Source organism: Shigella sp. FC1567 (genome assembly GCF_001743015.1).
Classification (GTDB): Bacteria; Pseudomonadota; Gammaproteobacteria; order Enterobacterales; family Enterobacteriaceae; genus Escherichia; species Escherichia coli.
On sequence record NZ_MIIV01000497.1, the window covers coordinates 1 to 23405 of the forward strand.

The following is a 23405-nucleotide window of genomic DNA, read 5'->3' on the forward strand; positions in this document are numbered from 1 at the left end:
TTTCTGGTGCGTACCGGGCTGAGAGGCGGTGTAAGTGAACTGTAGTTGCCATGTTTTACGGCAATGAGAGCAGAGATAGCGCTGATGTCCGGCAGTGCTTTTGCCGTTACGCACCACGCCTTCAGTAGCGGAGCAGGAAGGACATCTGATGGAAATGGAAGCCACGCAAGCACCTTAAAATCACCATCATACACTAAATCAGTAAGTTGGCAGCATTACCTGCTCTTTGATGGTTTAGTTGATCTTTTCTTCTTATTAGCGCTACATCTGCGGGACTTAACCCTAATGGATCAATACCATTCACCGGATTCAGCGGATACGCATACAGACTCCATCCCCCCTCCAGCCCTATCGGGTCCTGAGTGATATACCGCCCCTGCAACGGATCGTAGTACCGGTTCCGGTTGTAGTACAGCCCCGACTCCTTATCATACTGCTGCCCCGGCAGCCGGTACGGCTGGTGCAGGTGATGCGGGTTCTCCTCATTAAGCTGGTTGCCCCATTCATCATATTCCGCGCTCCACGCCGTATTGCCGTCTTCACTGATAAGCGCCAGCGGCAGGCCCCGGTGGTCACAGTGATAAAGATGTATTTTTCGCTCAGGCAAATAAACCGGCTCTATCTGTGCCGCCAGCCGCTCCACCGTCAGCCCGCACTGCGCAAGCCACTGGCGGCTTTCACTGCTCACGCAGTTTGCCCGGATTTCCCCCTCCAGCCTGTCCAGCAGCCCCACCAGTTCAGCCGGGAACACCACACCGTGACCGTCTTCGCTCCCTTCCTGCTGTAACTTCTCCGCCAGGCTGCGGCACTGCGCTTTCTCCCGTTCACCGTTGTCTGTTTCGATGCGGATGAGCGGCGCGAAGCTCCCCGGCTGGTATACCGTCTGGATACGCGTGGTGTCGGTCTGTACCGTCGTCAGCCGGTCGCCGTCCCATCCGTACCACGTCACCTCCGGTTTACGCGACAGCGACATCCACCCCGTCAGGTCACGCTCGCGACGCCACACCCGTTTCCCCGTCCGGCGGCTCAGCGGGTCGTAGAGGTAGCGGCTCTCGACCAGTGGCTCGCCATGCTGTATCCGCGTGTGGAACACCAGGCGGTGCTGGCTGTCGTAGTGGTAGTGGTGGGTCCGCTCGTCGTCCGTCCGTATCACACCCGCCGGGATGCGGTCCGTCTTCTCCGTCAGTCTGCCGTATTCATCATAGTGGTAAACATAGTGCGCATCCTCTGCGATGCGGTTATCCGGCCACGCCGTGAGCGTGCTGTCCGGGTGTAGCTCCGGGTCCGGCAGCCGGTTTCCCGCCGGGTCGGTCGCATACGGGATGCGGATGTCCAGGTCCGGTGCGAGGGTGCGCACGCTCTCCAGCCTGCCCGTGGCGCTGTAGCCGTATTCCCGCGTCTGTCGCGGACCGCTGATGCGCACCAGGTCGCCGTTGTCATTCCACCCGTAGTCACGGTCATACACCAGGCTGTTCAGGTGCTGGCTCTGTAACTGGCCTGCGGGGGTGTATGTGCTGGTCAGTTCATATGCGGCATTACTGCCTGCCATGCTGCCGAAGCTGCGCACCGTCTCACGGTGCAGCCTGTCCCGCGTATACTCGACCAGCGGCGTCCCGCCCAGCTTCATGCCCGCCAGGTAACCGCTGCCGTAGGTCAGCCACTCCACCGGCGGCAGGCTGTCCGGCGTGACGCGGTTTGCCAGCCCCTGTTCGTTGTAGGCGTGTTTCGTCTCATGCTGCCACAGCAGTTCCCCCGTCTCCGGGTTCTCCACCGTCTGCCGTTCGCCCGTCAGGCGGCCCTTATCGTCGTAGCCGTAGTGGACAGCGACACGGTGGCCTTCGCTCAGGTGGCTGATTTCTCTCAGCCAGCCGTGGCCGTCATACTGCCACTGCTCTGCCGGGTCGCCGTTCACCGTCCGGTGCGTGATGCGGTCCGACGCATCGTAGTGCCAGAGGGTGACAAGCCCCTCATCCTCACTCTGCGTGAGTTTTCCGGTCAGGTCATAATGATAACGTTGCGTCCGCCCGTCAAAGCCGCCCTGCTGTACCAGCCGGTCCAGCGCATCGTAGCTGAAGTCGCTGTGACTGCCGTTCTCGTTAGTCAGACTGATGACACGTCCGGCAGCATCGTACTCCATACTGCGCGTCAGCCCGCCCTGCGTGGTGCTGACCGCCTTTCCCCACGCATCGTACTGTGTCTCGCTCCGGTTGCCGTCCGGGGTGATAACGGCAGTCAGGTCGCCTGCGGCGTTGTACTCATACTGCGTTTCACGGCCCTGTGCGTCTTTCACCGAGGTTAACCGGCCACGGTTGTCATAGTGGCGGTAAAGGCTGATACCTTCCTCGCGGTGAACCGCCGTCATCTGCCGGGTGCTGCCCGTCGCATCCGTTGTCGTCGCCGGTAACTCACTGTGCGCGTCATCGTAGCGGTAGCGTACTGTCTCCCCGCTGCGCGATGTCTCCGATACCAGCCTGCCCGGTTCATCATATTCCCGGCTGCTCTCCAGCCCGTCCGGGTACACCACCGCCGTCAGCTGGTTCCCGTCGTTATAGTAAAATTTCGTCTCCCGCCCGTCCGGTGTGGTGATGTCCGTGATATCGCCGGACACCACATTCAGACCGTACTCTGTCCGCCGTCCCGCCGCGTCCGTCTGCGCCGTGAGCCTTCCTGCCGCGTCATACCCGCTGCGCGTGACGCTGCCGTCCGCCAGTTCTTTTTTCACCACCCGTTTCAGCCCGGCCCCGCCTTCTGTATGCAGCACCTCACGCCGGTTCAGGCTGTCGGTGACGGTGATGCGGTCCTGCTCATAAAGATAGCGGTAGCTTAACCCTGCCGGGTTCAGTTGCTCCACCACCCGCCCCGTATCGTCGTAGCGGTAGCGCATCTCCGGCCTTCCCGCGTAACGGTGCGCCACCATCCGGCCCGGGTGCTGCGCGTCATACGTGAAAGCGCGCACCTGCGTATTGCTGCGGTCATATACCGCCAGCAGTTCACCGGCTTCCGTATACGTGTACCGCGCCAGTGGCGCACCGGGCAGGCTCTCCGGGTATGCCGGGTCGTGCATCAGCCACACCGCCGAAAGGCGGATACCCCTGTCGGGGCCGTACTCTGTGCTCTCCGGCAGTGAATCAGGAATGTCCGGTCGTTTTGCTCCGGCGACGACCGCCTGCTGCCGGGCCTCTTCCGCCTGCTGCGCCTGTGTGGTCAGCACCAGACGGAACTCCCGCCCGGCACCGTCCGTCACGCCGGTGATTTCCCCGGCCAGGTCGCCTGCGGCCTCACGCCGGTACGTCAGCGTCCGCCCGAAGCGGTCCGCCATCCCGGTAAGCACCCGGTACGGCGGCAGCGGCGCTGGCAGTACGTCCTCAGCACCCGGCACCCGCTCAGATCACCCCAGTATCCACCACGGCCCCTGTGCGCTGTTGGTCGCCAGGTAAAGATGCGGGCTTAACCGGATATCCGGCGGCAGCGACGCCCACAGTCGTGCCAGCGTGTGGCCGTCCGGCTGCGCTGCCTTACCGCCACGCACCAGCCACATTGACTCACTGCGGCTGTACACAGCCTTCCCCGGCAGCAGCGGCTCAAAGTGAATGCTCCGCCCGCCGTTGTCGTTGAGTACCAGTGCATCATCGCGTATCTGTAAGCGGATATCAGAAGGCGCTTTCCAGCCGGGGCCAAAAAGTTCCCACTGGCGCAGGCGTCTTCGTCCGGTAGCTGCTGTAGGTGCGGGAGAGAATGAACGGCAGCGGGTCGGGCAGCGCAAGGTCCGTCTCGCCGGGCTGTACTTTTGCACCGAGCAGCGGGTTCACCGGGTTGCCCGAGGTCATCCCGCCCGGACACACCGAGCACGCCACGCCAGTTGGCGCGCCAATTCTTACACCTGCCGAACCCTGGACAATGGGACCGCCATACTGAGTCATATCTCCCTGACGCGCCGCTGGTTTTCCGCTCATATAAAGTGCCCTTTTAGTTATTGTTCATATCCCTGTGTTAGCAACAAAAAAATAAAATGACACACATGACCAGCTAATGTATTTATATATTTTTCACATAAACTTATTTGTTCTCAATCAACAATAACTGTTATTACAGGTCACTTTCAATATTTTATTAAACTAAAATTTTTAGCACAGATGAATTCATCATCAACAAATTCACTATATGGATAATATCCATTCAACGCATATGATTTATGATTTTATTAGTCTGAGTTATTTTTGTAGGGCTATATTTAAAATTATTAAACTCCACCAATTCAGATTAATATCAGCAATAGAAAGATAGGAAATCACCAATTCAATAACATCATCAATGAAACATATTGTAGAATTAATTTAAACAAGGCGTTCCATTCAACCAGAACGCCCCTTATTTACTCTCATCACCCCGCAAACTGCCTGAACAGCGCCTTACCCTTAACCAGTCGCGCCCCCAGCCAGCCGCCGAAAAGCGACAGCAGCAGCGCACCGCTGCACGGCAGAACAATCCACAATCGCCAGTCTGGCTCCCACGGGAAATCAAACACGTTCGCCTGCAACACTGCCAGTGCCGTTTCCGCACCAATTGCGGCCACCAGGCCGGAAACAAACCCAAGCATGGCGAACTCACACCACAATGTCGTGCGCAGCAGTTTTTTCCCCGCACCGAGTGTGCGCCATACCACCAGCTCCTGATGACGCTGGCGCATTCCCACCTGCACCTGTGCCAGCAACAGCAACATACCGCAGGCGGTGACCAGCACCACCATCACCTCCAGCGCCCGACTTACCTGCTCCAGCACCTAACCGACCTGTTTTAAAATCGCGCCAATATCTAACAGGCTAATGGTCGGGAACTGGCGGTTGAGTTGCGTCAACATGCCGTTGCCATTCTCCCAGCGGAAACTGGTAAGCCAGCTCTGCGGTTGCCCGTCTAATGCCCCTTCCGGGAAAATAAAATAGAAATTAGGCCGCAGACTTTCCCAGTCCACTTTGCGCAGGCTGGTCACTTTAGCGCGGAACTCCTGGGTATCGCCCATAAAAGTCACGGTACCACCGAGGGCAACGTTTAAGCGTTTCGCCAGCCCCTCTTCCATCGACACTTCATCGGCTTTTGGCGGCCAGTTACCGGCGACAATCGGATTATGATCGGGCCGCGTATTTTGCCAGGTAAGATTGAGTTCGCGATTAAGCGCCTCATCTTCATTACCTTCTGTCGGCTTATCGTTAATCGCCGTCAGCCGCGCCCGCACTACCGGATAAAATGATTCCGGGACTATATGATGTTCCGCGAGGAACGCTTTTAGCGGTGCTACCTGTTCTGTGGCGATGTTAATTAAAAAGTAGTTCGGGCTTTCTGGCGGTAGCTGCTGCCAGCGGTCGAGCAGATCGCAACGCAATACCAGCAACAGCGCCAGCAGCATAAAGGAGAGCGAAAATGCCGAAAGCTGGCTTAACGTTGACCACGGCTGACGTAACAGGCGGCTAACCGCCAGGCGCAGAGGTAGCGATTTCAGCGTCATGCGGCAAAGTACATTCAGCTGCATCCAGCCCAGCACACCGCACAGCAAAGCCAGTACTACCGCGCCCGCCAGCACCGCCCAAAGCAGCATGCTGCCACCCATTAATCCGGCGAGCAGCAGCACAACCACCATACTGACAATCGGCAGATAAAACTTCAGCGGCCAGACGTTCGCTACCACATCATTACGTAATACGCGTAAAGGCTGCGTTGCCAGCAACAAGCGGTATGGTCGTAGCCCCACCAGCAGCGAGATGACCGTCATGGTGCCAAGCGCCCACAGCCACGGCCAGAGGCTGGCTGGCGGTAGTGCAGCAGGCAGAACGGGCTTGAGCAGCACCATCAACACGTTTTCGAACAACAGGCCTATGGCCCCACCGGTAACGGCTGAAAGCGTCAGCACCATCAACCACTGACCGACGATTAGCTTACGCAGTTGCGCTCGCCCTGCCCCCAGCGTTTTGAGGATCGCCACCAGATCGTAGCGACTGCGACAGTAATGATTCATCGCTACCGCCACCGCTGCCACTGCCAGCAGCAAGGTCAGAAGCGCCGAAAGCAGCAGGAACTGTTGCGAGCGTTCCATCGATCGCCCCAGCGCGCCTTCGTCCTGTTCCAGACCGTACCAGCGTTGTTCGGGTTTAAGCTGAGGTAACAACCATTTCTCATAGCCGTCGAGCTGGTTCTCGTTGCCGCCGAATTTATAACGCCAGGTGACCCGACTCCCCGGCTGCACGGCTCCGGTTTTATCGACATCCGCCAGATTCATCATCAGACGCGGAGCCATCTGGAAGGGGTTAAAACCGGAATCCGGTTCCTGAATCACTTCTCCGGCAATCCGCAAGGTGGCATCGCCCACGTCAATGGTGTCGCCCGTTTTCAGGTTAAGCAGTGCCATCAGGCGTGGGGCCAGCAATACGCTGCCCGCCTGCGGTTTCAGGCCAGGGGGATTAGTTTGCAGATCGCCATACATCGGGTAGATATCATCCACCGCTTTGACGTTCGCCAGCTGCGGTGTGTCGCCTGCAAAGGTCATTGTGGCGAAAGTCAGCTGCTTGCCGACTTTCAGGCCGCGCTTTTGCGCTTCCTCCAGCCACGCTTGCGGCACTTCGCGTGAACTGCGCAACGCCCGATCGCCCGCCATAAACTCACGGCTTTGCTGGCTTAAGCCCTTCTCCATGCGATCGCTGATATTGCCCAGCGCCAGCACGCAGGCCACCGCCAGGCTTAGCGCCAGCCAGACAATTAATAGCGACGGCGAACGCCATTCGCGCCAGAACCAACGTGCAATCATGCTTCCTCCTGCAACTGCCCGTTCACCAGCCGTAAGCAGCGGTCGCAGCGTGCCGCCAGTTGCAGGTCGTGGGTCACCATAATCAACGTGGTGCCATGTTCACGGTTGAGGGAAAACAGCAGGTCGGCAATTTTATCGCCCGTCTGGCGGTCAAGGTTGCCGGTGGGTTCGTCGGCAAACAGCACATCAGGTCGACCATTAAAGGCTCGTGCCAGCGCCACTCGTTGCTGTTCACCGCCGGAAAGCTGTGCCGGAAGATGATCCAGACGTTTACCCAGCCCTAACTGTTCGAGCAACGCTTTCGCCCCGTTACGACTTTCCGCGCTACTCTCACCGCGCAGCAGAGCCGGAAGCTCGACGTTTTCCAGCGCGTTAAGGGTAGGAATTAACATAAATGACTGAAAAACAAAGCCGACGTGCTTCGCGCGCAACTTTGCCCGCGCTTCTTCGTCCATATTATGTAGCGGTTGTCCCACCAGACTCACTTCGCCACTGCTGCCGTCATCAAGCCCGGCGAGGATCGCCAGCAAGGTTGACTTACCCGATCCCGACTCGCCCACCAGTGCGATGGTCTCGCCACGTTTGACAACCAGCTCAACTCCGGTGAGGATGGAGAGTTCATGCTCCCCCTGACCGACGGACTTCTTAAGATGATGAACTTCAACAATGTTTTCCGCTGGCATTTGCCCTTCCTGTTCCTGGTCCTGTTAACCTTCCGTGCCGCCGCAGCGGACACGTTATTGATTCTGGGTGATAGCCTGAGCGCCGGGTATCGAATGTCTGCCAGCGCGGCCTGGCCTGCCTTGTTGAATGATAAGTGGCAGAGTAAAACGTCGGTAGTTAATGCCAGCATCAGCGGCGACACCTCGCAACAAGGACTGGCGCGCCTTCCGGCTCTGCTGAAACAGCATCAGCCGCGCTGGGTGCTGGTTGAACTGGGCGGCAATGACGGTTTGCGTGGTTTTCAGCCACAGCAAACCGAGCAAACGCTGCGCCAGATTTTGCAGGATGTCAAAGCCGCCAACGCTGAACCATTGTTAATGCAAATACGTCTGCCTGCAAACTATGGTCGCCGTTATAATGAAGCCTTTAGCGCCATTTACCCCAAACTCGCCAAAGAGTTTGATGTTCCGCTGCTGCCCTTTTTTATGGAAGAGGTCTACCTCAAGCCACAATGGATGCAGGATGACGGTATTCATCCCAACCGCGACGCCCAGCCGTTTATTGCCGACTGGATGGCGAAGCAGTTGCAGCCTTTAGTAAATCATGACTCATAAAGCAACGGAGATCCTGACAGGTAAAGTTATGCAAAAATCGGTCTTAATTACCGGATGTTCCAGTGGAATTGGCCTGGAAAGCGCGCTCGAATTAAAACGCCAGGGTTTTCATGTGCTGGCAGGTTGCCGAAAACCGGATGATGTTGAGCGTATGAACAACATGGGATTTACCGGCGTGTTGATCGATCTGGATTCACCAGAAAGTGTTGATCGCGCAGCAGACGAGGTGATCGCCCTGACCGATAATTGTCTGTATGGGATCTTTAACAATGCCGGATTCGGCATGTATGGCCCCCTTTCCACCATCAGCCGTGCGCAGATGGAACAGCAGTTTTCCGCCAACTTTTTCGGCGCACACCAGCTCACCATGCGCCTGTTACCCGCGATGTTACCGCACGGTGAAGGGCGTATTGTGATGACATCATCGGTGATGGGATTAATCTCCACGCCGGGTCGTGGCGCTTACGCGGCCAGTAAATATGCGCTGGAGGCGTGGTCAGACGCGCTGCGCATGGAGCTACGCCACAGCGGAATTAAAGTCAGCCTGATCGAACCCGGTCCCATTCGTACTCGCTTCACCGACAACGTCAACCAGACGCAAAGTGATAAACCAGTCGAAAATCCCGGCATCGCCGCCCGCTTTACGTTGGGACCGGAAGCGGTGGTCGACAAAGTGCGCCATGCTTTTATTAGCGAGAAGCCGAAGATGCGCTATCCGGTAACGCTGGTGACCTGGGCAGTAATGGTGCTCAAGCGCCTGCTGCCTGGGCGCGTGATGGACAAAATATTGCAGGGGTGAGTTGAAGCGCGCGCTTAAGCCCCCATGTCAAAGAAAATATCGACAACAGAGAGCGACTCCATGTCCGTAGAAAATATTGTCAACATTAACGAATCTAACCTGCAACAGGTTCTTGAACAGTCGATGACCACTCCGGTGCTGTTCTATTTTTGGTCTGAACGTAGCCAGCACTGTTTGCAGTTAACCCCGATCCTGGAAAGCCTCGCGGCGCAGTACAACGGGCAATTTATTCTGGCGAAGCTGGACTGCGACGCGGAGCAGATGATTGCCGCCCAGTTTGGTCTGCGCGCGATTCCGACCGTGTATCTGTTCCAGAACGGGCAACCGGTAGATGGCTTCCAGGGGCCGCAACCGGAAGAGGCGATCCGCGCCCTGCTGGATAAAGTGCTGCCGCGCGAAGAAGAGCTGAAAGCGCAGCAGGCGATGCAACTGATGCAGGAAGGCAATTACACCGATGCCCTGCCATTGCTGAAAGACGCCTGGCAGTTGTCGAATCAGAACGGGGAGATCGGCCTGCTGCTGGCAGAAACGCTGATTGCGCTGAACCGTTCTGAAGATGCGGAAGCGGTGCTGAAAACCATTCCGTTGCAGGATCAGGACACCCGCTACCAGGGGCTGGTGGCGCAAATCGAACTGCTGAAGCAGGCGGCTGATACGCCGGAAATTCAACAGTTGCAACAGCAGGTGGCGGAGAATCCAGAAGATGCCGCACTGGCGACGCAACTGGCGCTGCAACTGCATCAGGTTGGGCGCAATGAAGAGGCGCTGGAGTTGCTGTTCGGGCATCTGCGTAAAGATCTCACCGCCGCAGACGGTCAGACGCGTAAAACGTTCCAGGAGATCCTCGCTGCGCTGGGTACGGGTGATGCACTGGCGTCGAAGTATCGCCGCCAGCTGTATGCATTGTTGTATTGATATTCCGTTGTTCGGCACATGAACCACAACGCCGGATGCGATGCTGCGCATCCGGCATCGCATCATTTCTTCTTCAATTGCGTCACCACCAACTGGTGGCGCGAATTATAAAACTTACGATAGGTTAAATAGCAGGCAATAATGGTCGACAAGCTGGCGGTTGAGAGCAGCATAAAGGTCACCATAATCTGATATTTAATCGCCTTCACCGGATCAATCCCGGCAAATATCAGCCCGGACATCATTCCTGGTAAACTCACTAAGCCAACCGTTTTTGCTGAATCGACCGTCGGAATTAAAGCCGCGCGAATACTGTCGCGAATCAATATCGCTGAAGCCTGCTTCGGCGTCGCGCCAAGACTCAGTTTCTCCTGAATCTGTTGCTGTTCGCTAATGACCCGTTGCCCTAAATTGTTGTAACACAACCCCACCGCTACCATGGCGTTACCGGCAATCATCCCGGCGATAGGGATCACCTGCATCGGGATAAATTCAATCGACCCTGAGAGAATCAGCACCGCCAGGGTAATTCCCGCCCCAACCGTAATGGCAATAAACGATGAGATAAAAGCTTTAGCAATATATTTACTGCGTTTTTGCGCGTTCCACGCCGCATTAAAGCAGATAAATAACACCATCAATAATGTCAGGCTGGCATCATCCACGCTGAAAATATACTTCAGCACATAGCCGACAATAATCAGCTGAATTATCGCGCGCCCGACGCTCCAGAAAATATCTTTCTCCAGCGCCAGTTTTTCTTTATGGCTAATTAAGATTGCCACCACCACCAGCATTAATGCCAGTGCCAATGATTCGTTAGTAATATTATGCGAGTTCATAGCGTGCTTCCTGCATTTCTCCGGCATGCGGTTGCAGTGTAATCACTTTATCCGCATGATTAATTTCGTCTTTATCGTGTGTCACCCACAGCACGGCAATATTTTGCTCGCGCACATAACGATGGATCATCTCATTAACGTTATGTTTATTACTTTCATCCAGCGCACTGGTGATTTCATCCAGCAATAAAACCTTCGGCATAAATTGCAGGTTACGAATCAGTGAGATGCGTTGTTTTTCACCACCAGATAGCTCGGCGATATTTTTCGTCAAAATGCTGTCCGGCAAGGCGAAGCGTTCGAGAAAATCGAGAAAAATGGCTGGGTCAGGCTGCCGGTTACGGATCTGCCAGGGAAAGATCAGATTATCGTATACCGTATCGCCAAACAGCGTCGGTGTCTGGGCGCAGTAAGAGACTTGTTGGCGGTAGATTTCTGGCTTTAGTGTGCTGACATCCTCACCTTCAAACAGTAACGTTCCGCTGGTTGGGCTGATCAATGAAGCAACTATTTTTAGCAGCGTACTTTTGCCACAACCAGAAGGACCGGTAATTAACTTAAATTCGCCAGCACGCAGCGAAAAATTGATGTTATTAAGAATCTTCGCATCACCCGCCAGATATCCTACGTTTTGTAGCTGAAGCAAAGGACTATTTTCCTGCATCGCTGTTCCCTTTTTCTGATTTTTACTAAAAACAGTTTATCCTTCGCAGGAATAAGGGGGAACTCTCTTTCAGTAATCAGGTATAATTTGTTTAATCAAGCAGCAATTTTGCTGATTATGGACGGTACAACAGGAGGTTTTTCCGATGCTTATCTTTATCCCGATTCTCATTTTTGTCGCGCTGGTCATTGTCGGCGCGGGCGTCAAAATCGTGCCGCAGGGCTATCAATGGACGGTAGAACGTTTTGGTCGCTATACCAAAACGTTACAGCCGGGGCTCAGTCTGGTGGTGCCGTTTATGGATCGCATTGGTCGCAAGATCAATATGATGGAGCAAGTGCTCGATATCCCTTCCCAGGAAGTTATCTCGAAAGATAACGCCAACGTTACCATCGACGCAGTCTGTTTTATTCAGGTGATTGACGCGCCACGCGCTGCCTATGAAGTCAGCAATCTGGAGCTGGCGATCATCAACCTGACCATGACTAACATCCGTACCGTGTTGGGTTCAATGGAACTTGACGAAATGCTCTCTCAGCGCGACAGCATCAACTCACGCCTGCTGCGTATTGTCGATGAAGCCACCAACCCGTGGGGGATTAAAGTCACCCGTATTGAAATTCGCGACGTGCGCCCACCGGCAGAGCTTATCTCTTCAATGAACGCGCAGATGAAAGCGGAACGTACCAAACGCGCTTACATTCTTGAAGCGGAAGGGATCCGTCAGGCGGAAATCCTCAAAGCCGAAGGTGAAAAACAGTCGCAAATCCTGAAAGCGGAAGGCGAACGTCAGTCGGCGTTTTTACAGGCTGAAGCGCGTGAACGTTCCGCCGAAGCAGAAGCCCGCGCCACCAAAATGGTGTCTGAAGCTATCGCCTCCGGTGATATTCAGGCGGTGAACTACTTCGTAGCGCAGAAATACACCGAAGCGTTACAGCAGATCGGTTCCTCCAGTAACAGCAAAGTAGTGATGATGCCATTAGAGGCCAGCAGCCTGATGGGGTCGATTGCCGGGATTGCCGAACTGGTGAAAGACAGCGCCAACAAACGGACTCAGCCATGATGGAGTTAATGGTCGTTCATCCACATATTTTCTGGCTCAGTCTCGGCGGTTTGCTGCTGGCAGCCGAGATGCTGGGCGGAAATGGTTATTTGTTGTGGAGCGGCGTGGCAGCGGTGATTACCGGCCTGGTGGTCTGGCTGGTGCCGCTGGGTTGGGAGTGGCAAGGGGTAATGTTTGCCATCCTGACGCTGCTCGCCGCCTGGCTGTGGTGGAAATGGTTGTCGCGGCGGGTGCGCGAACAAAAGCACAGCGATAGTCATTTAAACCAGCGCGGGCAGCAGCTGATTGGCCGACGTTTTGTGCTGGAATCTCCGCTGGTCAACGGGCGCGGTCATATGCGCGTCGGTGACAGTTCATGGCCTGTCAGCGCCAGCGAGGATCTCGGTGCAGGTACGCATGTTGAAGTCATTGCGATAGAAGGGATAACCCTACATATCCGAGCCGTCTCGTCTTAATCACCCTGCCCGATGATGACAGCAGCCGGAGAGATTTTCGATAATCGGCAGTCGGCGCTGTCATCGCCAGGGCAGGCATTCGCCAGTGCCAGCAGCTGGTCGCGCATGGATTGCAGCTCCTCAATGTGTCGTTCGATCTCCGCCACCTTCTCCAGCGAGCGCCGTTTGACGTCGGCGCTGTGCCGCTGCGGGTCGTTAAACAGATTCACCAGCTCGCCGCTCTCTTCCAGGTTAAAGCCCACCTGCCGTGCCTGGCGCAGTAAGGTCAGTTCGTTGAGATGCTGCTGCGTGTAGGTGCGATAACCGTTTTCGCTGCGCATCGGCGGCGTCACCAGCCCCTTCTCTTCATAGAAGCGAATGGCTTTGCTAGTCAGGCCGGTAATTTTTGCTACATCGCTGATGTTCATCGTTCGCGCAACGCCTCCTGTGCTTTGTTAAAGGGTTTCAACAGATATTCAAGCACGTTTTTTTGCCAGTGCGAATATCGACCGCCACCACAATAATACAGGAAGTACTGCGCACAGAGAGATGTTATACGGTTTTATTGCGCTTCATGACCATTGCCACAATAAGGCTGAGTAAGAGTGAGCCAATAATCCATATCAACGCACGGCTACCCTGGGACCACAGACTGTAGATAAAGCCAACGATCACCAACAACATCACCAACGTACCAACGATAAGAATCGGCAACGAGGCGTGAATATCATGACGCAGGCGGATCGCCACCACAAACACCGCCAGGTAGCAAATCAAAAAGGTGGCGCTGGCAACGCTGGCGAGTGAGCCTAAATTCAGTGCCGCCGTCATCAGCATAATCAACACCACGACAATGATGTTGCCCCAGGTACTCTGCCGCCACAGGGATTTATTCATTAGCTTCGGCAGTTCGCGTTCGCTGCCCATGTTGTCCATGATGTTAAACACGGCGAACAGGTTCGCGTTAATGGCTGAAGCCGTCGCCAGTAAAGCGCCGATGACGACGATCACATAACCCACATGTCCGAGCAGCGGAGAAGCAGCCTGCGCTACGGCGGTATCGGCATATTTTTCTAACTCTAATGCCGATACATCGCTAAGCAAAACCAGTGCCAGCGAGATATAAAGCAACGTGGTAACGCCAATCGCCACCAGAAACGCCCGTGGCATAATGACCTGCGGATCTTTCACTTTATCCGCCGCGTTCGCCATCATGCCAAAGCCCGCATAGGCAAGGAAAGTTATCCCAATACAGGAGAAGAACGCACCGGAGCTGGGGGGCGCAGAGACGGAAATATGCGCTGGTTGCAGCGACCAGACACCGGCAATAATCAGCAATAACAGGATCATCATTTTAATGCCGACGAGGATCACTTCCAGCCGCCCTACCGCATGGTTGCTTAAGGAGTTGAAAAGCGTCATCACCGCAATGCTCCCCAACGCGTAGAGCAAAATAAGGTGCTCCTCCTGGCTGCCTTCATGCAAAAACTGCACGGCATAAGCGCCAAAAGCATGGGCGACCATGGCGATGCTCACCGCCAGCGTCAACAGGTACAGTAACGAGAGCGCCAGCGAAAAGACGCCGTTGCCTAATCCGCGACGAAAGAAGTCGATAATGCCGCCATTGCTGGGATAGCTCGCCCCCAGACGCGCATAGGCATAACCGGAAAACATCGCCACAATACCGCCAAAAGCAAAGGCGACCCAGGTCGAGGCTTCCATTAGCAACGCAGCCTGCCCCAGCAGCGCGAAGATCCCCGCCCCCACCATTGCCCCAATACCGATGGAAACGACATTCCATAGACCGAGGGGTTTGTTACCGTTATTACCTTCCGTGTTCATCATGATCAGCCCTTAAACACGTTATAGCCGAGTTGCTTAGCGACCGATGCCACCATTTTTTGACCGCGAACACTGTTACCTTCTTCGTCCAGCGGTGGTGAGAACGCGGCAATTCCCATCACGCCAGGGACGACCGCCAGAATACCGCCACCTACACCGCTTTTGCCCGGTAAACCAACGCGATACGCCCAGTCACCGGAGCGACCATACAGCCCTTCCATCATCATTTCGGCCAGAATGTACGGCACGTTGTCGGCCTGAAGAACGCGTTTATGCGTCAGCGGATTCAGACCACCCGCCGCCAGCGTCGCGCCAAGCGTTGCCAGTTCAACAGTATTGATGAGCGTGGAGCACTGACGGGTGTACACGTCACAGGCTTCCATTGCATCACAATAGAGATATCCGGCGGAGTACAGCAGCCAGGCTATGGCCCGGTTATGGAAGTTGGTTGTTTGTTCCGACTGGTTGACTTCGTCAGAGAGCGCTACCTGCTCACCAGCCAGTTGCTGTTGGATATGTAAAATTCGCTGCCAGCGTTGTTCAATATTTTCAGCGTTAATCAGGCTGGTGGTGGCAATAGCGCCAGCATTTACCAGTGGCGAAAGCGGTTTGCCGCCATGCAACTCTAAGGCGATAACTGAGTTAAAGGGCAATCCGGTCGGGTCAGCGCCAATTTTGTCCTGTACCGCCTGCGGGCCGACATCTTCTAACGCAAGGGCTAACGTACAGACTTTCGAGATGGATTCCAGTGCAAAGCGGTAATCACTGTCACCCGCACTATAGACGTTGCCATCGCAGGTCACGATAGCCACTACCGCCAGTTGACCTGGTACATTCGCCAGAAAGGGAATGTAATCGGCATTTTGTCCGCCGTTAAGTGAGTGAAATTGGGTGTAAGCCTGATCCACTGCCTGCTGTAATTTGTTTGCATCTAACATCTTTTGTTAACTCCTTTTTATAGATGCGGGAGGTAATTCCTCACCCCGGTGCCGATTTTCAGGCATCCTGATTTAACTTAGCACCAGCAACTTAACTACAGGAAAACAAAGAAATAAATGTCTAATCCTGATGCAAATCGAGCCGATTTTTTAATCTTTACGGACTTTTACCCGCCTGGTTTATTAATTTCTTGACCTTCCCCTTGCTGGAAGGTTTAACCTTTATCACAGCCAGTCAAAACTGTCTTAAAGGAGTGTTTTATGTCACAAACTATCGACCTGACCCTGGACGGCCTGTCCTGCGGTCACTGCGTTAAACGCGTGAAAGAAAGTCTCGAACAGCGCCCGGATGTGGAACAAGCGGATGTGTCTATCACTGAAGCGCACGTTACCGGGACTGCCAGTGCAGAACAGCTGATCGAAACCATCAAACAAGCGGGTTATGACGCATCTGTAAGCCACCCAAAGGCTAAACCGCTGGCGGAGTCATCAATCCCGTCGGAAGCACTGACAGCGGTTTCTGAGGCGCTTCCGGCAGCGACCGCCGATGACGATGACAGCCAGCAGTTGCTGCTGAGCGGCATGAGCTGCGCCAGCTGTGTCACCCGCGTACAAAATGCGCTGCAAAGCGTACCGGGCGTCACTCAGGCACGGGTAAACCTGGCGGAGCGTACTGCGCTGGTGATGGGCAGTGCCTCCCCACAAGATTTAGTGCAGGCGGTGGAAAAAGCGGGCTACGGCGCGGAAGCGATTGAAGATGACGCGAAACGCCGCGAGCGCCAGCAGGAAACCGCCGTCGCTACGATGAAGCGCTTCCGCTGGCAGGCGATTGTCGCACTGGCGGTGGGTATTCCGGTAATGGTCTGGGGGATGATCGGCGATAACATGATGGTCACCGCTGACAACCGCAGCCTGTGGTTAGTTATCGGCCTGATAACCCTGGCGGTAATGGTTTTCGCCGGCGGGCATTTTTACCGCAGCGCGTGGAAAAGCCTGCTGAACGGTGCGGCGACGATGGATACGCTGGTGGCGCTGGGTACGGGTGTGGCGTGGCTCTATTCGATGAGCGTCAACCTGTGGCCGCAGTGGTTCCCGATGGAAGCGCGGCATCTTTACTATGAAGCCAGTGCGATGATTATCGGTCTGATTAATCTCGGCCATATGCTGGAAGCGCGCGCGCGTCAGCGTTCTTCTAAGGCGCTGGAGAAATTACTCGATTTAACCCCACCGACGGCGCGAGTGGTCACCGCAGAGGGTGAAAAAAAGCGTGCCGCTGGCGGAAGTTCAGCCAGGGATGTTACTGCGCCTGACGACCGGCGATCGCGTGCCGGTAGATGGCGAGATTACCCAGGGCGAAGCATGGCTGGATGAAGCGATGCTGACGGGCGAACCAATCCCGCAGCAAAAAGGCGAAGGCGAAAGCGTCCATGCCGGGACAGTGGTACAGGACGGTAGCGTGCTATTTCGCGCCAGTGCGGTTGGCAGCCATACCACGCTGTCAAGGATTATTCGCATGGTGCGCCAGGCCCAGAGCAGCAAGCCAGAAATCGGTCAGCTGGCGGATAAAATCTCAGCCGTATTTGTGCCGGTAGTAGTGGTGATTGCGCTGATCAGTGCAGCAATCTGGTATTTCTTTGGTCCGGCACCGCAGATTGTCTATACCCTGGTGATAGCCACCACGGTGCTGATTATTGCCTGTCCGTGTGCGCTGGGGCTGGCGACGCCAATGTCGATTATTTCCGGCGTCGGGCGGGCGGCTGAGTTTGGCGTGCTGGTGCGGGACGCCGACGCGCTGCAACGCGCCAGTACACTCGATACCGTCGTGTTCGATAAAACCGGGACGCTGACCGAAGGGAAGCCGCAGGTTGTCGCAGTAAAAACATTTGCTGATGTTGATGAAGCGCAAGCATTGCGTCTGGCGGCGGCGCTGGAGCAAGGTTCCAGCCATCCGCTGGCACGAGCGATCCTCGATAAAGCAGGCGATATGCAGCTGCCGCAGGTCAACGGTTTCCGCACATTGCGCGGGCTGGGCGTAAGCGGTGAAGCTGAAGGTCATGCGTTATTGCTGGGTAATCCGGCGCTGTTAAATGACCAGCAAGTCGATACTAAAGCGATTGAAGCCGATATTTCAGCTCAGGCATCGCAAGGAGCAACGCCTGTGCTGCTGGCGATTGACGGGAAAGTAGTAGCCCTGCTGGCTGTACGCGATCCGTTGCGTAGTGATAGCGTGGCGGCGCTGCAACGCCTGCATAAAGCGGGATATCGTCTGGTGATGTTGACCGGGGATAACCCAACCACCGCCAATGCGATCGCCAAAGAAGCAGGGATTGATGAGGTAATCGCCGGGGTGCTGCCAGACGGTAAAGCCGAAGCGATCAAACGTCTGCAAAGTGAAGGACGTCAGGTGGCAATGGTGGGCGACGGCATTAACGACGCGCCAGCGCTGGCTCAGGCGGATGTCGGTATTGCGATGGGTGGCGGCAGTGATGTTGCCATTGAAACCGCGGCGATTACCCTGATGCGCCATAGCCTGATGGGTGTTGCAGATGCGCTCGCGATTTCCCGCGCAACGCTGCGCAATATGAAGCAGAACCTGCTCGGTGCGTTTATCTACAACAGCATTGGTATTCCGGTCGCCGCTGGTATTTTGTGGCCGTTTACTGGAACACTGCTTAACCCGGTAGTTGCCGGAGCGGCAATGGCGCTCTCGTCGATTACCGTAGTGAGTAACGCCAACCGGTTGCTGCGGTTTAAACCGAAGGAATAAGTACGTCATTGCGGATGCGCTGCTTTAGGGCGGCGCATTTGGCATCGACGCATGACTGCCGGATGCGGCGTAAACGCCTTATCCGGCCTACGGTTCAGGCACAGGTTTGTAGGCCTGATAAGACGGGTAAGCGTCGCATCAGGCAATGGTGCTCGGATGCCGGATGCGGCGTGAACGCCTTATCCGGCCTACGAGATGAAGCGATGTTTTGGCCTTACGCGACCTTTTTTGCACGCTCTTCACGGCGTGCCAAATATTCAGCCACTGTTTCAATCCGTCCCAATTCTTCCTGGGTGCGCATGTTGTTTTCAACTTCCCAAAGATCAACTGCCGCCTGGAGGTTTAGCCAAAAATCGACTGTGGTATCAAAAACTTTCGCCAGACGGAATGCCATCTCAGTGGTGAGTTTACGATTATTATTGATCAGTGTACTGACGCTATTACGATGAACATGCAGCAACTCTGCTAACTCATTGATTTTCAAATCGAGCGGTTCCAGATATTCATAGAGAAGAATATCTCCGGGTGTCGTCGGTTTTCTTGTTGCCTGTTTCATGGTTTTTAACTGTTGCTTCCCTGTGAATAGCGATGCAAGAACATACTGAATCATACAAACACATTAAACAAGTCCCCAACTCCATTTGCGCCATCCCTCACCGCGCGCTAGCATGATATTTCACAAAGGGAGGTCGTATGGATCTGTTGTACCGGGTAAAAACGCTTTGGGCCGCGCTGCGCGGTAATCATTACACCTGGCCTGCCATCGATATCACCCTTCCCGGCAATCGCCATTTTCATCTGATTGGCAGTATTCATATGGGTAGCCACGATATGACTCCCCTGCCCACCCGTTTGCTCAAAAAGCTCAAAAACGCCGATGCGCTGATCGTCGAGGCGGATGTTTCCACCAGCGATACGCCTTTTGCTAATTTGCCTACTTGCGAGGCGCTGGAAGAGCGCATTAACGAGGAGCAACTCCAAAATCTGCAGCACATTAGCCAGGAGATGGGCATTTCTCCGTCGCTCTTTTCTACTCAACCGCTGTGGCAAATCGCGATGGTTCTTCAGGCGACGCAGGCACAAAAACTGGGGCTGCGGGCAGAATACGGTATCGATTACCAGTTATTGCAGGCGGCGAAGCAACAACATAAACCCGTGATTGAACTGGAAGGGGCTGAAAACCAGATTACCATGTTGCTCCAGCTCCCTGACAAAGGACTGGCGCTGCTGGACGATACGCTGACCCACTGGCATACCAACGCACGGTTGCTGCAACAAATGATGAGCTGGTGGCTGAATGCACCTCCGCAAAATAATGATATAACGCTGCCCAATACGTTCAGTCAGTCGCTGTACGATGTGCTGATGCATCAGCGAAATCTCGCCTGGCGGGATAAATTACGCGCCATGCCGCCGGGGCGATATGTGGTCGCGGTCGGTGCACTACACCTGTATGGAGAAGGGAATTTGCCGCAAATGTTGCGCTAAAAAAATGGCCAATATCGCTATTGGCCCGTCAAAGAGGAATTTCATTTTTTTATTATTATGCCGTCACTTTAAGCGACGGTGTAACTCGATTGTCGCTCAATCTCACCATCCTGCCAATACTCTTAGGCAAGATGACTCTTTTTTTTGGACCGCCATCAGGCGTATGCTTGCTTCGTTTTTTTGTTTAAGGCAGGAAAATTACCATGACACCCGCAGTTAAATTACTCGAAAAAAACAAGATTTCGTTTCAAATCCATACCTACGAGCACGATCCGGCTGAAACCAATTTTGGCGATGAAGTCGTCAAAAAATTAGGTTTGAATCCGGATCAAGTCTACAAAACGCTACTGGTGGCAGTGAACGGTGATATGAAACATCTGGCAGTGGCCGTTACGCCGGTCGCAGGTCAACTGGATCTTAAAAAAGTAGCAAAAGCGCTGGGTGCCAAGAAAGTTGAGATGGCCGATCCGATGGCCGCGCAGCGTTCGACGGGATACCTGGTTGGGGGGATTAGCCCACTGGGGCAGAAAAAACGTCTGCCGACGATTATCGACGCCCCCGCACAAGAATTTGCCACTATTTATGTTTCTGGCGGCAAGCGCGGACTGGATATCGAACTGGCGGCAGGCGATCTGGCGAAGATCCTCGATGCCAAATTTGCTGATATCGCCCGCCGCGATTAAGCATTGTGCCGGATGCAAATATCCGGCACTTTCGGATTACTGCCAGCTCACCTCACCTTTCGGTTCATAAACACTCACATCCAGCGGCGAGCTTTTCTGGATATACGCTTTCAGCACTTCGGCATCAATAAAGCCGGTATTCACATAGCCCGGTTTGTTATCAAGGCGCGGATAGCCATCACCGCCGGTGGCATTGAAGTTTAATGTCGCCATACGGTAAGTTTTCGCCGGATCGACCGGTTCGCCTTTGATTTTCAGGTCGTTGAGTTTGCCGTCTTTCGTCACAAAGCTAACGTTGGCAAATTGCGGGTAGGCACCTGAATCTGGCTTCATTTGTGCGACGGCGGTCAGGTAATCAATCACCTCTTTACCGGTCATGTCGGCATACACCACCACATTGCCGAATGGCTGCACTTTCAGTACGTTTTTATAGCTGATATCGCCTGCTTCGATAGAATCACGAATTCCTCCTCCACTCATCACCGCAAAGTCGGCACCAGTGCGATCCATTTGGGCTGCCAGAATCAACCGCCCCATATTGGTCTGTACAAAACGCACTTTGTCACGATCGCCTTCCAGACGACCATTGGTTTCGCCTATTTTCACTTCCAACTGCGCTTTGCCTTTGTTCTGGAACGGCGATAACAGCGAGATCATTTGCTGGTTTTCAGCGATTTCAGGAGTGTAAAGCACGCGCTCGCTTTTCCCGTCTTCCCAGGTCACTTTCTTCTTCAGGTTCACCGGAATCAGCTGGTAGTTAACCATTTTCATTTCGCCATTACGAAACTCAAAATCAGCCCGTCCCACGTATTTGCCCCACTCATGCGCCTGCACAATCCAGATGCCGTTTTGTTGATCTGGTTTGCATGGCGTACCCGGCACGTAATCGACCTGTTTTTTGTTTTCTGCCGCCATGCAGACCGGAGCTTGCGAGTGACCACCGACGATCATCGCCAGCGATCCGGCAGGCAGCGCGCGTGCCATCTCCACATCGCCCGGTGCGTTAGAGCCGTGCTCACCATTATCGTAATGCCCCATATGGGTCGCCGCGATAATAATGTCTGGCTTTTCTGTCTGTTGCAGCTCCTGAATCACCAGCTTCGCTTCATCGGCGGGCTTACGAAATTCGACATCAGTGAAGTATTCCGGGTTACCAATTTTTGCTGTGTCATCGGTTGTCAGCCCAATGACGGCAATTTTCAGATCCTGACGCTTAAACAGCGCCCATGGTTTAAACAGGCGCTCGCCGGTACTTTTCTGGTAGATATTCGCGGAAAGCAACGGGAACTTGGCCCACTTTTCCTGCTGGCGTAATACGGTGAGCGGATTATCAAATTCATGATTACCGATCGCCATCGCGTCATAGCCCACCAGATTCATACCGCGAAAATCAGGTTCGGCATCCTGTAAGTCAGACTCGGGCACGCCAGTGTTAATGTCGCCACCGGAAAGTAGCAGCACGCTACCGCCTTCAGCCGCAACCTCTTTGCGGATACCATCCACCAGCGTTTTTTGCGCCGCCAGACCATATTCGCCATATTCATTGCGCCAAAAATGCCCATGATGATCATTGGTATGCAGAACTGTAATTTTGTAGGTTTTATCCTGCTCATACGCCAGAGCAGTTTCACTCGCCAGTGTAAATGTGGTTAACAGCGCTAACGCCACGCCCCGCTGCAATAATTTCATACTTCTCTCCCTGACCTGATTTCAACGTGTTGAAAAATAGTATGACGCAACATAATAGACAAGTCTGCGTCCGGTGAAGATAAATCTGCATCCAGATTAGAAATTCTGTATTCGGCGTTGAGACTTCCTTCAGGCGACGCTTACAGGTATGTTAGTCGGGTAATAATCACAAATAAGATCATTCTTTACATCGCAACCCTGAAAAAGTGACTTTCCTATGGCAATGAGTGAACAAACCCAGCCTGTGGCGGGCGCGGCTGCGTCAACGACCAAGGCCCGAACATCGTTTGGTATTTTAGGTGCTATCAGCCTCTCACATCTGCTGAACGACATGATCCAATCGCTGATTCTGGCGATTTATCCTCTGCTTCAGTCAGAATTTTCTCTGACATTTATGCAGATTGGCATGATAACCCTCACCTTCCAGCTCGCCTCTTCGCTACTGCAACCAGTGGTCGGCTACTGGACCGATAAATATCCGATGCCGTGGTCGTTGCCAATTGGCATGTGCTTTACCTTAAGTGGTCTGGTGCTGCTTGCGCTGGCGGGCAGTGTTGGCGCAGTTCTGCTGGCGGCGGCGCTGGTCGGTACCAGTTCATCGGTCTTTCATCCGGAATCTTCTCGCGTAGCCCGTATGGCTTCCGGCGGGCGGCATGGCCTGGCGCAATCTATCTTTCAGGTCGGCGGCAACTTTGGCAGTTCCCTGGGACCCTTGCTGACGGCGGTGATTATCGCGCCTTATGGCAAAGGCAACGTTGCTGGTTTGTGCTTGCGGCACTGCTGGCGATCGTGGTGTTGGCGCAAATTAGCCGTTGGTACTCGGCACAGCACCGAATGAATAAAGGAAAACCCAAAGCGACGATAATCAATCCACTGCCGCGCAACAAAGTGGTACTGGCAGTCAGCATTCTGTTAATCCTCATTTTCTCGAAATATTTCTATATGGCGAGCATCAGCAGCTAGGTAATGACTCCAACTTACTGATAGTATTTTATGTTCAGATAATGCCCGATGACCTTGTCATGCAGCTCCACCGATTTTGAGAACGACAGTGACTTCCGTCCCAGCCTTGCCAGATGTTGTCTCAGATTCAGATTATGTCGCTCAATGCGCTGAGTGTAACGCTTGCTGATAACGTGCAGCTTTCCCTTCAGGCGTGATTCATACAGCGGCCAGCCATCCGTCATCCATACCACGACCTCAAAGGCCGA

16 protein-coding genes and 6 pseudogenes are annotated in these 23405 nt (G+C 54.4%); 9 read left to right on the top strand and 13 right to left on the bottom strand.

Annotation, left to right across the window (positions count from 1 at the left end):
- From BHE85_RS20635 to ybbA, 4 genes and pseudogenes are all read right to left on the bottom strand, one after another.
- Positions 1-165: IS1 family transposase (locus tag BHE85_RS20635; protein WP_047664789.1), on the bottom strand; the 165-nt coding region annotated here is incomplete at its 3' end.
- 28 nt (positions 166-193) lie between these two features.
- A pseudogene (locus BHE85_RS20640) lies at positions 194-3953 on the bottom strand (RHS repeat-associated core domain-containing protein).
- Positions 3954-4381: 428 nt separating this feature from the next.
- Positions 4382-6793 (bottom strand): annotated as a pseudogene (gene ybbP, locus BHE85_RS20650) (putative ABC transporter permease subunit YbbP).
- On the bottom strand, positions 6790-7476 hold the full coding sequence (gene ybbA, locus BHE85_RS20655; RefSeq protein ID WP_001110573.1) for a putative ABC transporter ATP-binding protein YbbA: 687 nt from the start codon (positions 7474-7476) through the stop codon (positions 6790-6792). The pseudogene ybbP and the gene ybbA overlap by 4 nt, the downstream one beginning before the upstream one ends.
- Between ybbA and tesA the strand changes: the two genes are divergently transcribed.
- Genes tesA through cnoX form a run of 3 tightly spaced genes read left to right on the top strand, consistent with a single transcriptional unit; the run spans position 7447 to position 9784 of the window.
- Positions 7447-8070, top strand: a complete 624-nt coding sequence (tesA, locus tag BHE85_RS20660) for a multifunctional acyl-CoA thioesterase I/protease I/lysophospholipase L1 (protein WP_001295836.1) — start codon at positions 7447-7449, stop codon at positions 8068-8070. The genes ybbA and tesA overlap by 30 nt on opposite strands.
- Positions 8060-8869 carry an NADP(+)-dependent aldehyde reductase gene (gene ybbO / locus BHE85_RS20665; RefSeq protein ID WP_000148941.1) on the top strand — a complete coding sequence of 270 codons (810 nt, stop codon included), beginning with the start codon at positions 8060-8062 and terminating at the stop codon, positions 8867-8869. Before tesA ends, ybbO begins: the two co-directional genes overlap by 11 nt.
- Positions 8870-8929: 60 nt before the next feature.
- Entirely contained in the window at positions 8930-9784 is an 855-nt protein-coding gene (gene cnoX / locus BHE85_RS20670; RefSeq protein WP_001295322.1) for a chaperedoxin, read from the top strand.
- Between the two features lie 62 nt (positions 9785-9846).
- Here cnoX and fetB read toward each other — a convergent pair whose 3' ends face one another.
- Positions 9847-10626, bottom strand: coding sequence for an iron efflux ABC transporter permease subunit FetB (gene fetB / locus BHE85_RS20675; protein ID WP_001297299.1), 780 nt, complete (start codon positions 10624-10626; stop codon positions 9847-9849).
- On the bottom strand, positions 10613-11290 hold the full coding sequence (gene fetA / locus BHE85_RS20680) for an iron efflux ABC transporter ATP-binding subunit FetA (protein ID WP_001157540.1): 678 nt from the start codon (positions 11288-11290) through the stop codon (positions 10613-10615). The genes fetB and fetA overlap by 14 nt, the downstream gene beginning before the upstream one ends.
- Before the next feature lie 145 nt (positions 11291-11435).
- Here fetA and BHE85_RS20685 point away from each other — a divergent pair, with 145 nt between their 5' ends.
- Together BHE85_RS20685 and BHE85_RS20690 are read left to right on the top strand one after the other, a co-directional pair.
- Positions 11436-12353, top strand: coding sequence for an SPFH domain-containing protein (locus BHE85_RS20685; protein ID WP_000904502.1), 918 nt, complete (start codon positions 11436-11438; stop codon positions 12351-12353).
- The gene (locus BHE85_RS20690) at positions 12350-12808 is read left to right on the top strand and encodes an NfeD family protein (RefSeq protein WP_000970323.1); all 459 of its coding nucleotides are present in this window, start codon (positions 12350-12352) and stop codon (positions 12806-12808) included. Before BHE85_RS20685 ends, BHE85_RS20690 begins: the two co-directional genes overlap by 4 nt.
- Here BHE85_RS20690 and cueR read toward each other — a convergent pair.
- The 4 genes and pseudogenes from cueR to glsA all read right to left on the bottom strand — a co-directional run bounded on the left by cueR (position 12809) and on the right by glsA (position 15567).
- Positions 12809-13215, bottom strand: a pseudogene (cueR, locus tag BHE85_RS20695) (Cu(I)-responsive transcriptional regulator).
- Positions 13212-13309: pseudogene (locus tag BHE85_RS27850) on the bottom strand (hypothetical protein); the annotation flags it as partial. The pseudogenes BHE85_RS27850 and cueR, both read right to left, overlap by 4 nt.
- A gap of 30 nt (positions 13310-13339) precedes the next feature.
- Positions 13340-14632, bottom strand: a complete 1293-nt coding sequence (locus tag BHE85_RS20700) for an APC family permease (protein ID WP_000982153.1) — start codon at positions 14630-14632, stop codon at positions 13340-13342.
- A gap of 2 nt (positions 14633-14634) precedes the next feature.
- Positions 14635-15567 carry a glutaminase A gene (gene glsA, locus BHE85_RS20705; protein WP_000883045.1) on the bottom strand — a complete coding sequence of 311 codons (933 nt, stop codon included), beginning with the start codon at positions 15565-15567 and terminating at the stop codon, positions 14635-14637.
- Positions 15568-15828: 261 nt separating this feature from the next.
- Between glsA and copA the strand changes: the two are divergent.
- Positions 15829-18334, top strand: a pseudogene (copA, locus tag BHE85_RS20710) (copper-exporting P-type ATPase CopA).
- A 214-nt stretch (positions 18335-18548) separates the two neighbouring features.
- On the opposite strand, the gene BHE85_RS20715 reads toward copA, so the two are convergent.
- Complete coding sequence (locus BHE85_RS20715) at positions 18549-18890, bottom strand: HigA family addiction module antitoxin (RefSeq protein WP_001370330.1); 342 nt, start codon at positions 18888-18890, stop codon at positions 18549-18551.
- 137 nt (positions 18891-19027) lie between these two features.
- Here BHE85_RS20715 and BHE85_RS20725 point away from each other — a divergent pair, with 137 nt between their 5' ends.
- Both BHE85_RS20725 and ybaK read left to right on the top strand, forming a co-directional pair.
- Positions 19028-19822, top strand: coding sequence for a TraB/GumN family protein (locus BHE85_RS20725; protein WP_000365186.1), 795 nt, complete (start codon positions 19028-19030; stop codon positions 19820-19822).
- A 203-nt stretch (positions 19823-20025) separates the two neighbouring features.
- Complete coding sequence (gene ybaK, locus BHE85_RS20730; RefSeq protein WP_000186627.1) at positions 20026-20505, top strand: Cys-tRNA(Pro)/Cys-tRNA(Cys) deacylase YbaK; 480 nt, start codon at positions 20026-20028, stop codon at positions 20503-20505.
- Between the two features lie 36 nt (positions 20506-20541).
- Here the strand turns inward: ybaK and ushA are convergent, their stop codons facing one another.
- The gene (ushA, locus tag BHE85_RS20735; protein WP_000771763.1) at positions 20542-22194 is read right to left on the bottom strand and encodes a bifunctional UDP-sugar hydrolase/5'-nucleotidase; all 1653 of its coding nucleotides are present in this window, start codon (positions 22192-22194) and stop codon (positions 20542-20544) included.
- A gap of 217 nt (positions 22195-22411) precedes the next feature.
- Between ushA and fsr the strand changes: the two are divergent.
- A pseudogene (gene fsr, locus BHE85_RS20740) lies at positions 22412-23154 on the top strand (fosmidomycin MFS transporter); the annotation flags it as partial.
- Between the two features lie 17 nt (positions 23155-23171).
- On the opposite strand, the gene BHE85_RS20745 reads toward fsr, so the two are convergent.
- On the bottom strand, positions 23172-23405 hold a 234-nt coding region (locus BHE85_RS20745; RefSeq protein ID WP_216081088.1), incomplete at its 5' end, for an IS1 family transposase.

Coding starts and splice junctions, on each gene's coding strand:
- BHE85_RS20715 (WP_001370330.1), bottom strand. CDS start 18,890: ATGAAACAGGCAACAAGAAAACCGACGACACCCGGAGATATTCTTCTC.
- cnoX (WP_001295322.1), top strand. CDS start 8,930: ATGTCCGTAGAAAATATTGTCAACATTAACGAATCTAACCTGCAACAG.
- ybaK (WP_000186627.1), top strand. CDS start 20,026: ATGACACCCGCAGTTAAATTACTCGAAAAAAACAAGATTTCGTTTCAA.
- fetB (WP_001297299.1), bottom strand. CDS start 10,626: ATGAACTCGCATAATATTACTAACGAATCATTGGCACTGGCATTAATG.
- tesA (WP_001295836.1), top strand. CDS start 7,447: ATGAACTTCAACAATGTTTTCCGCTGGCATTTGCCCTTCCTGTTCCTG.
- ybbO (WP_000148941.1), top strand. CDS start 8,060: ATGACTCATAAAGCAACGGAGATCCTGACAGGTAAAGTTATGCAAAAA.
- BHE85_RS20690 (WP_000970323.1), top strand. CDS start 12,350: ATGATGGAGTTAATGGTCGTTCATCCACATATTTTCTGGCTCAGTCTC.
- BHE85_RS20700 (WP_000982153.1), bottom strand. CDS start 14,632: ATGATGAACACGGAAGGTAATAACGGTAACAAACCCCTCGGTCTATGG.
- ybbA (WP_001110573.1), bottom strand. CDS start 7,476: ATGCCAGCGGAAAACATTGTTGAAGTTCATCATCTTAAGAAGTCCGTC.
- glsA (WP_000883045.1), bottom strand. CDS start 15,567: ATGTTAGATGCAAACAAATTACAGCAGGCAGTGGATCAGGCTTACACC.
- BHE85_RS20725 (WP_000365186.1), top strand. CDS start 19,028: ATGGATCTGTTGTACCGGGTAAAAACGCTTTGGGCCGCGCTGCGCGGT.
- BHE85_RS20685 (WP_000904502.1), top strand. CDS start 11,436: ATGCTTATCTTTATCCCGATTCTCATTTTTGTCGCGCTGGTCATTGTC.
- fetA (WP_001157540.1), bottom strand. CDS start 11,290: ATGCAGGAAAATAGTCCTTTGCTTCAGCTACAAAACGTAGGATATCTG.
- ushA (WP_000771763.1), bottom strand. CDS start 22,194: ATGAAATTATTGCAGCGGGGCGTGGCGTTAGCGCTGTTAACCACATTT.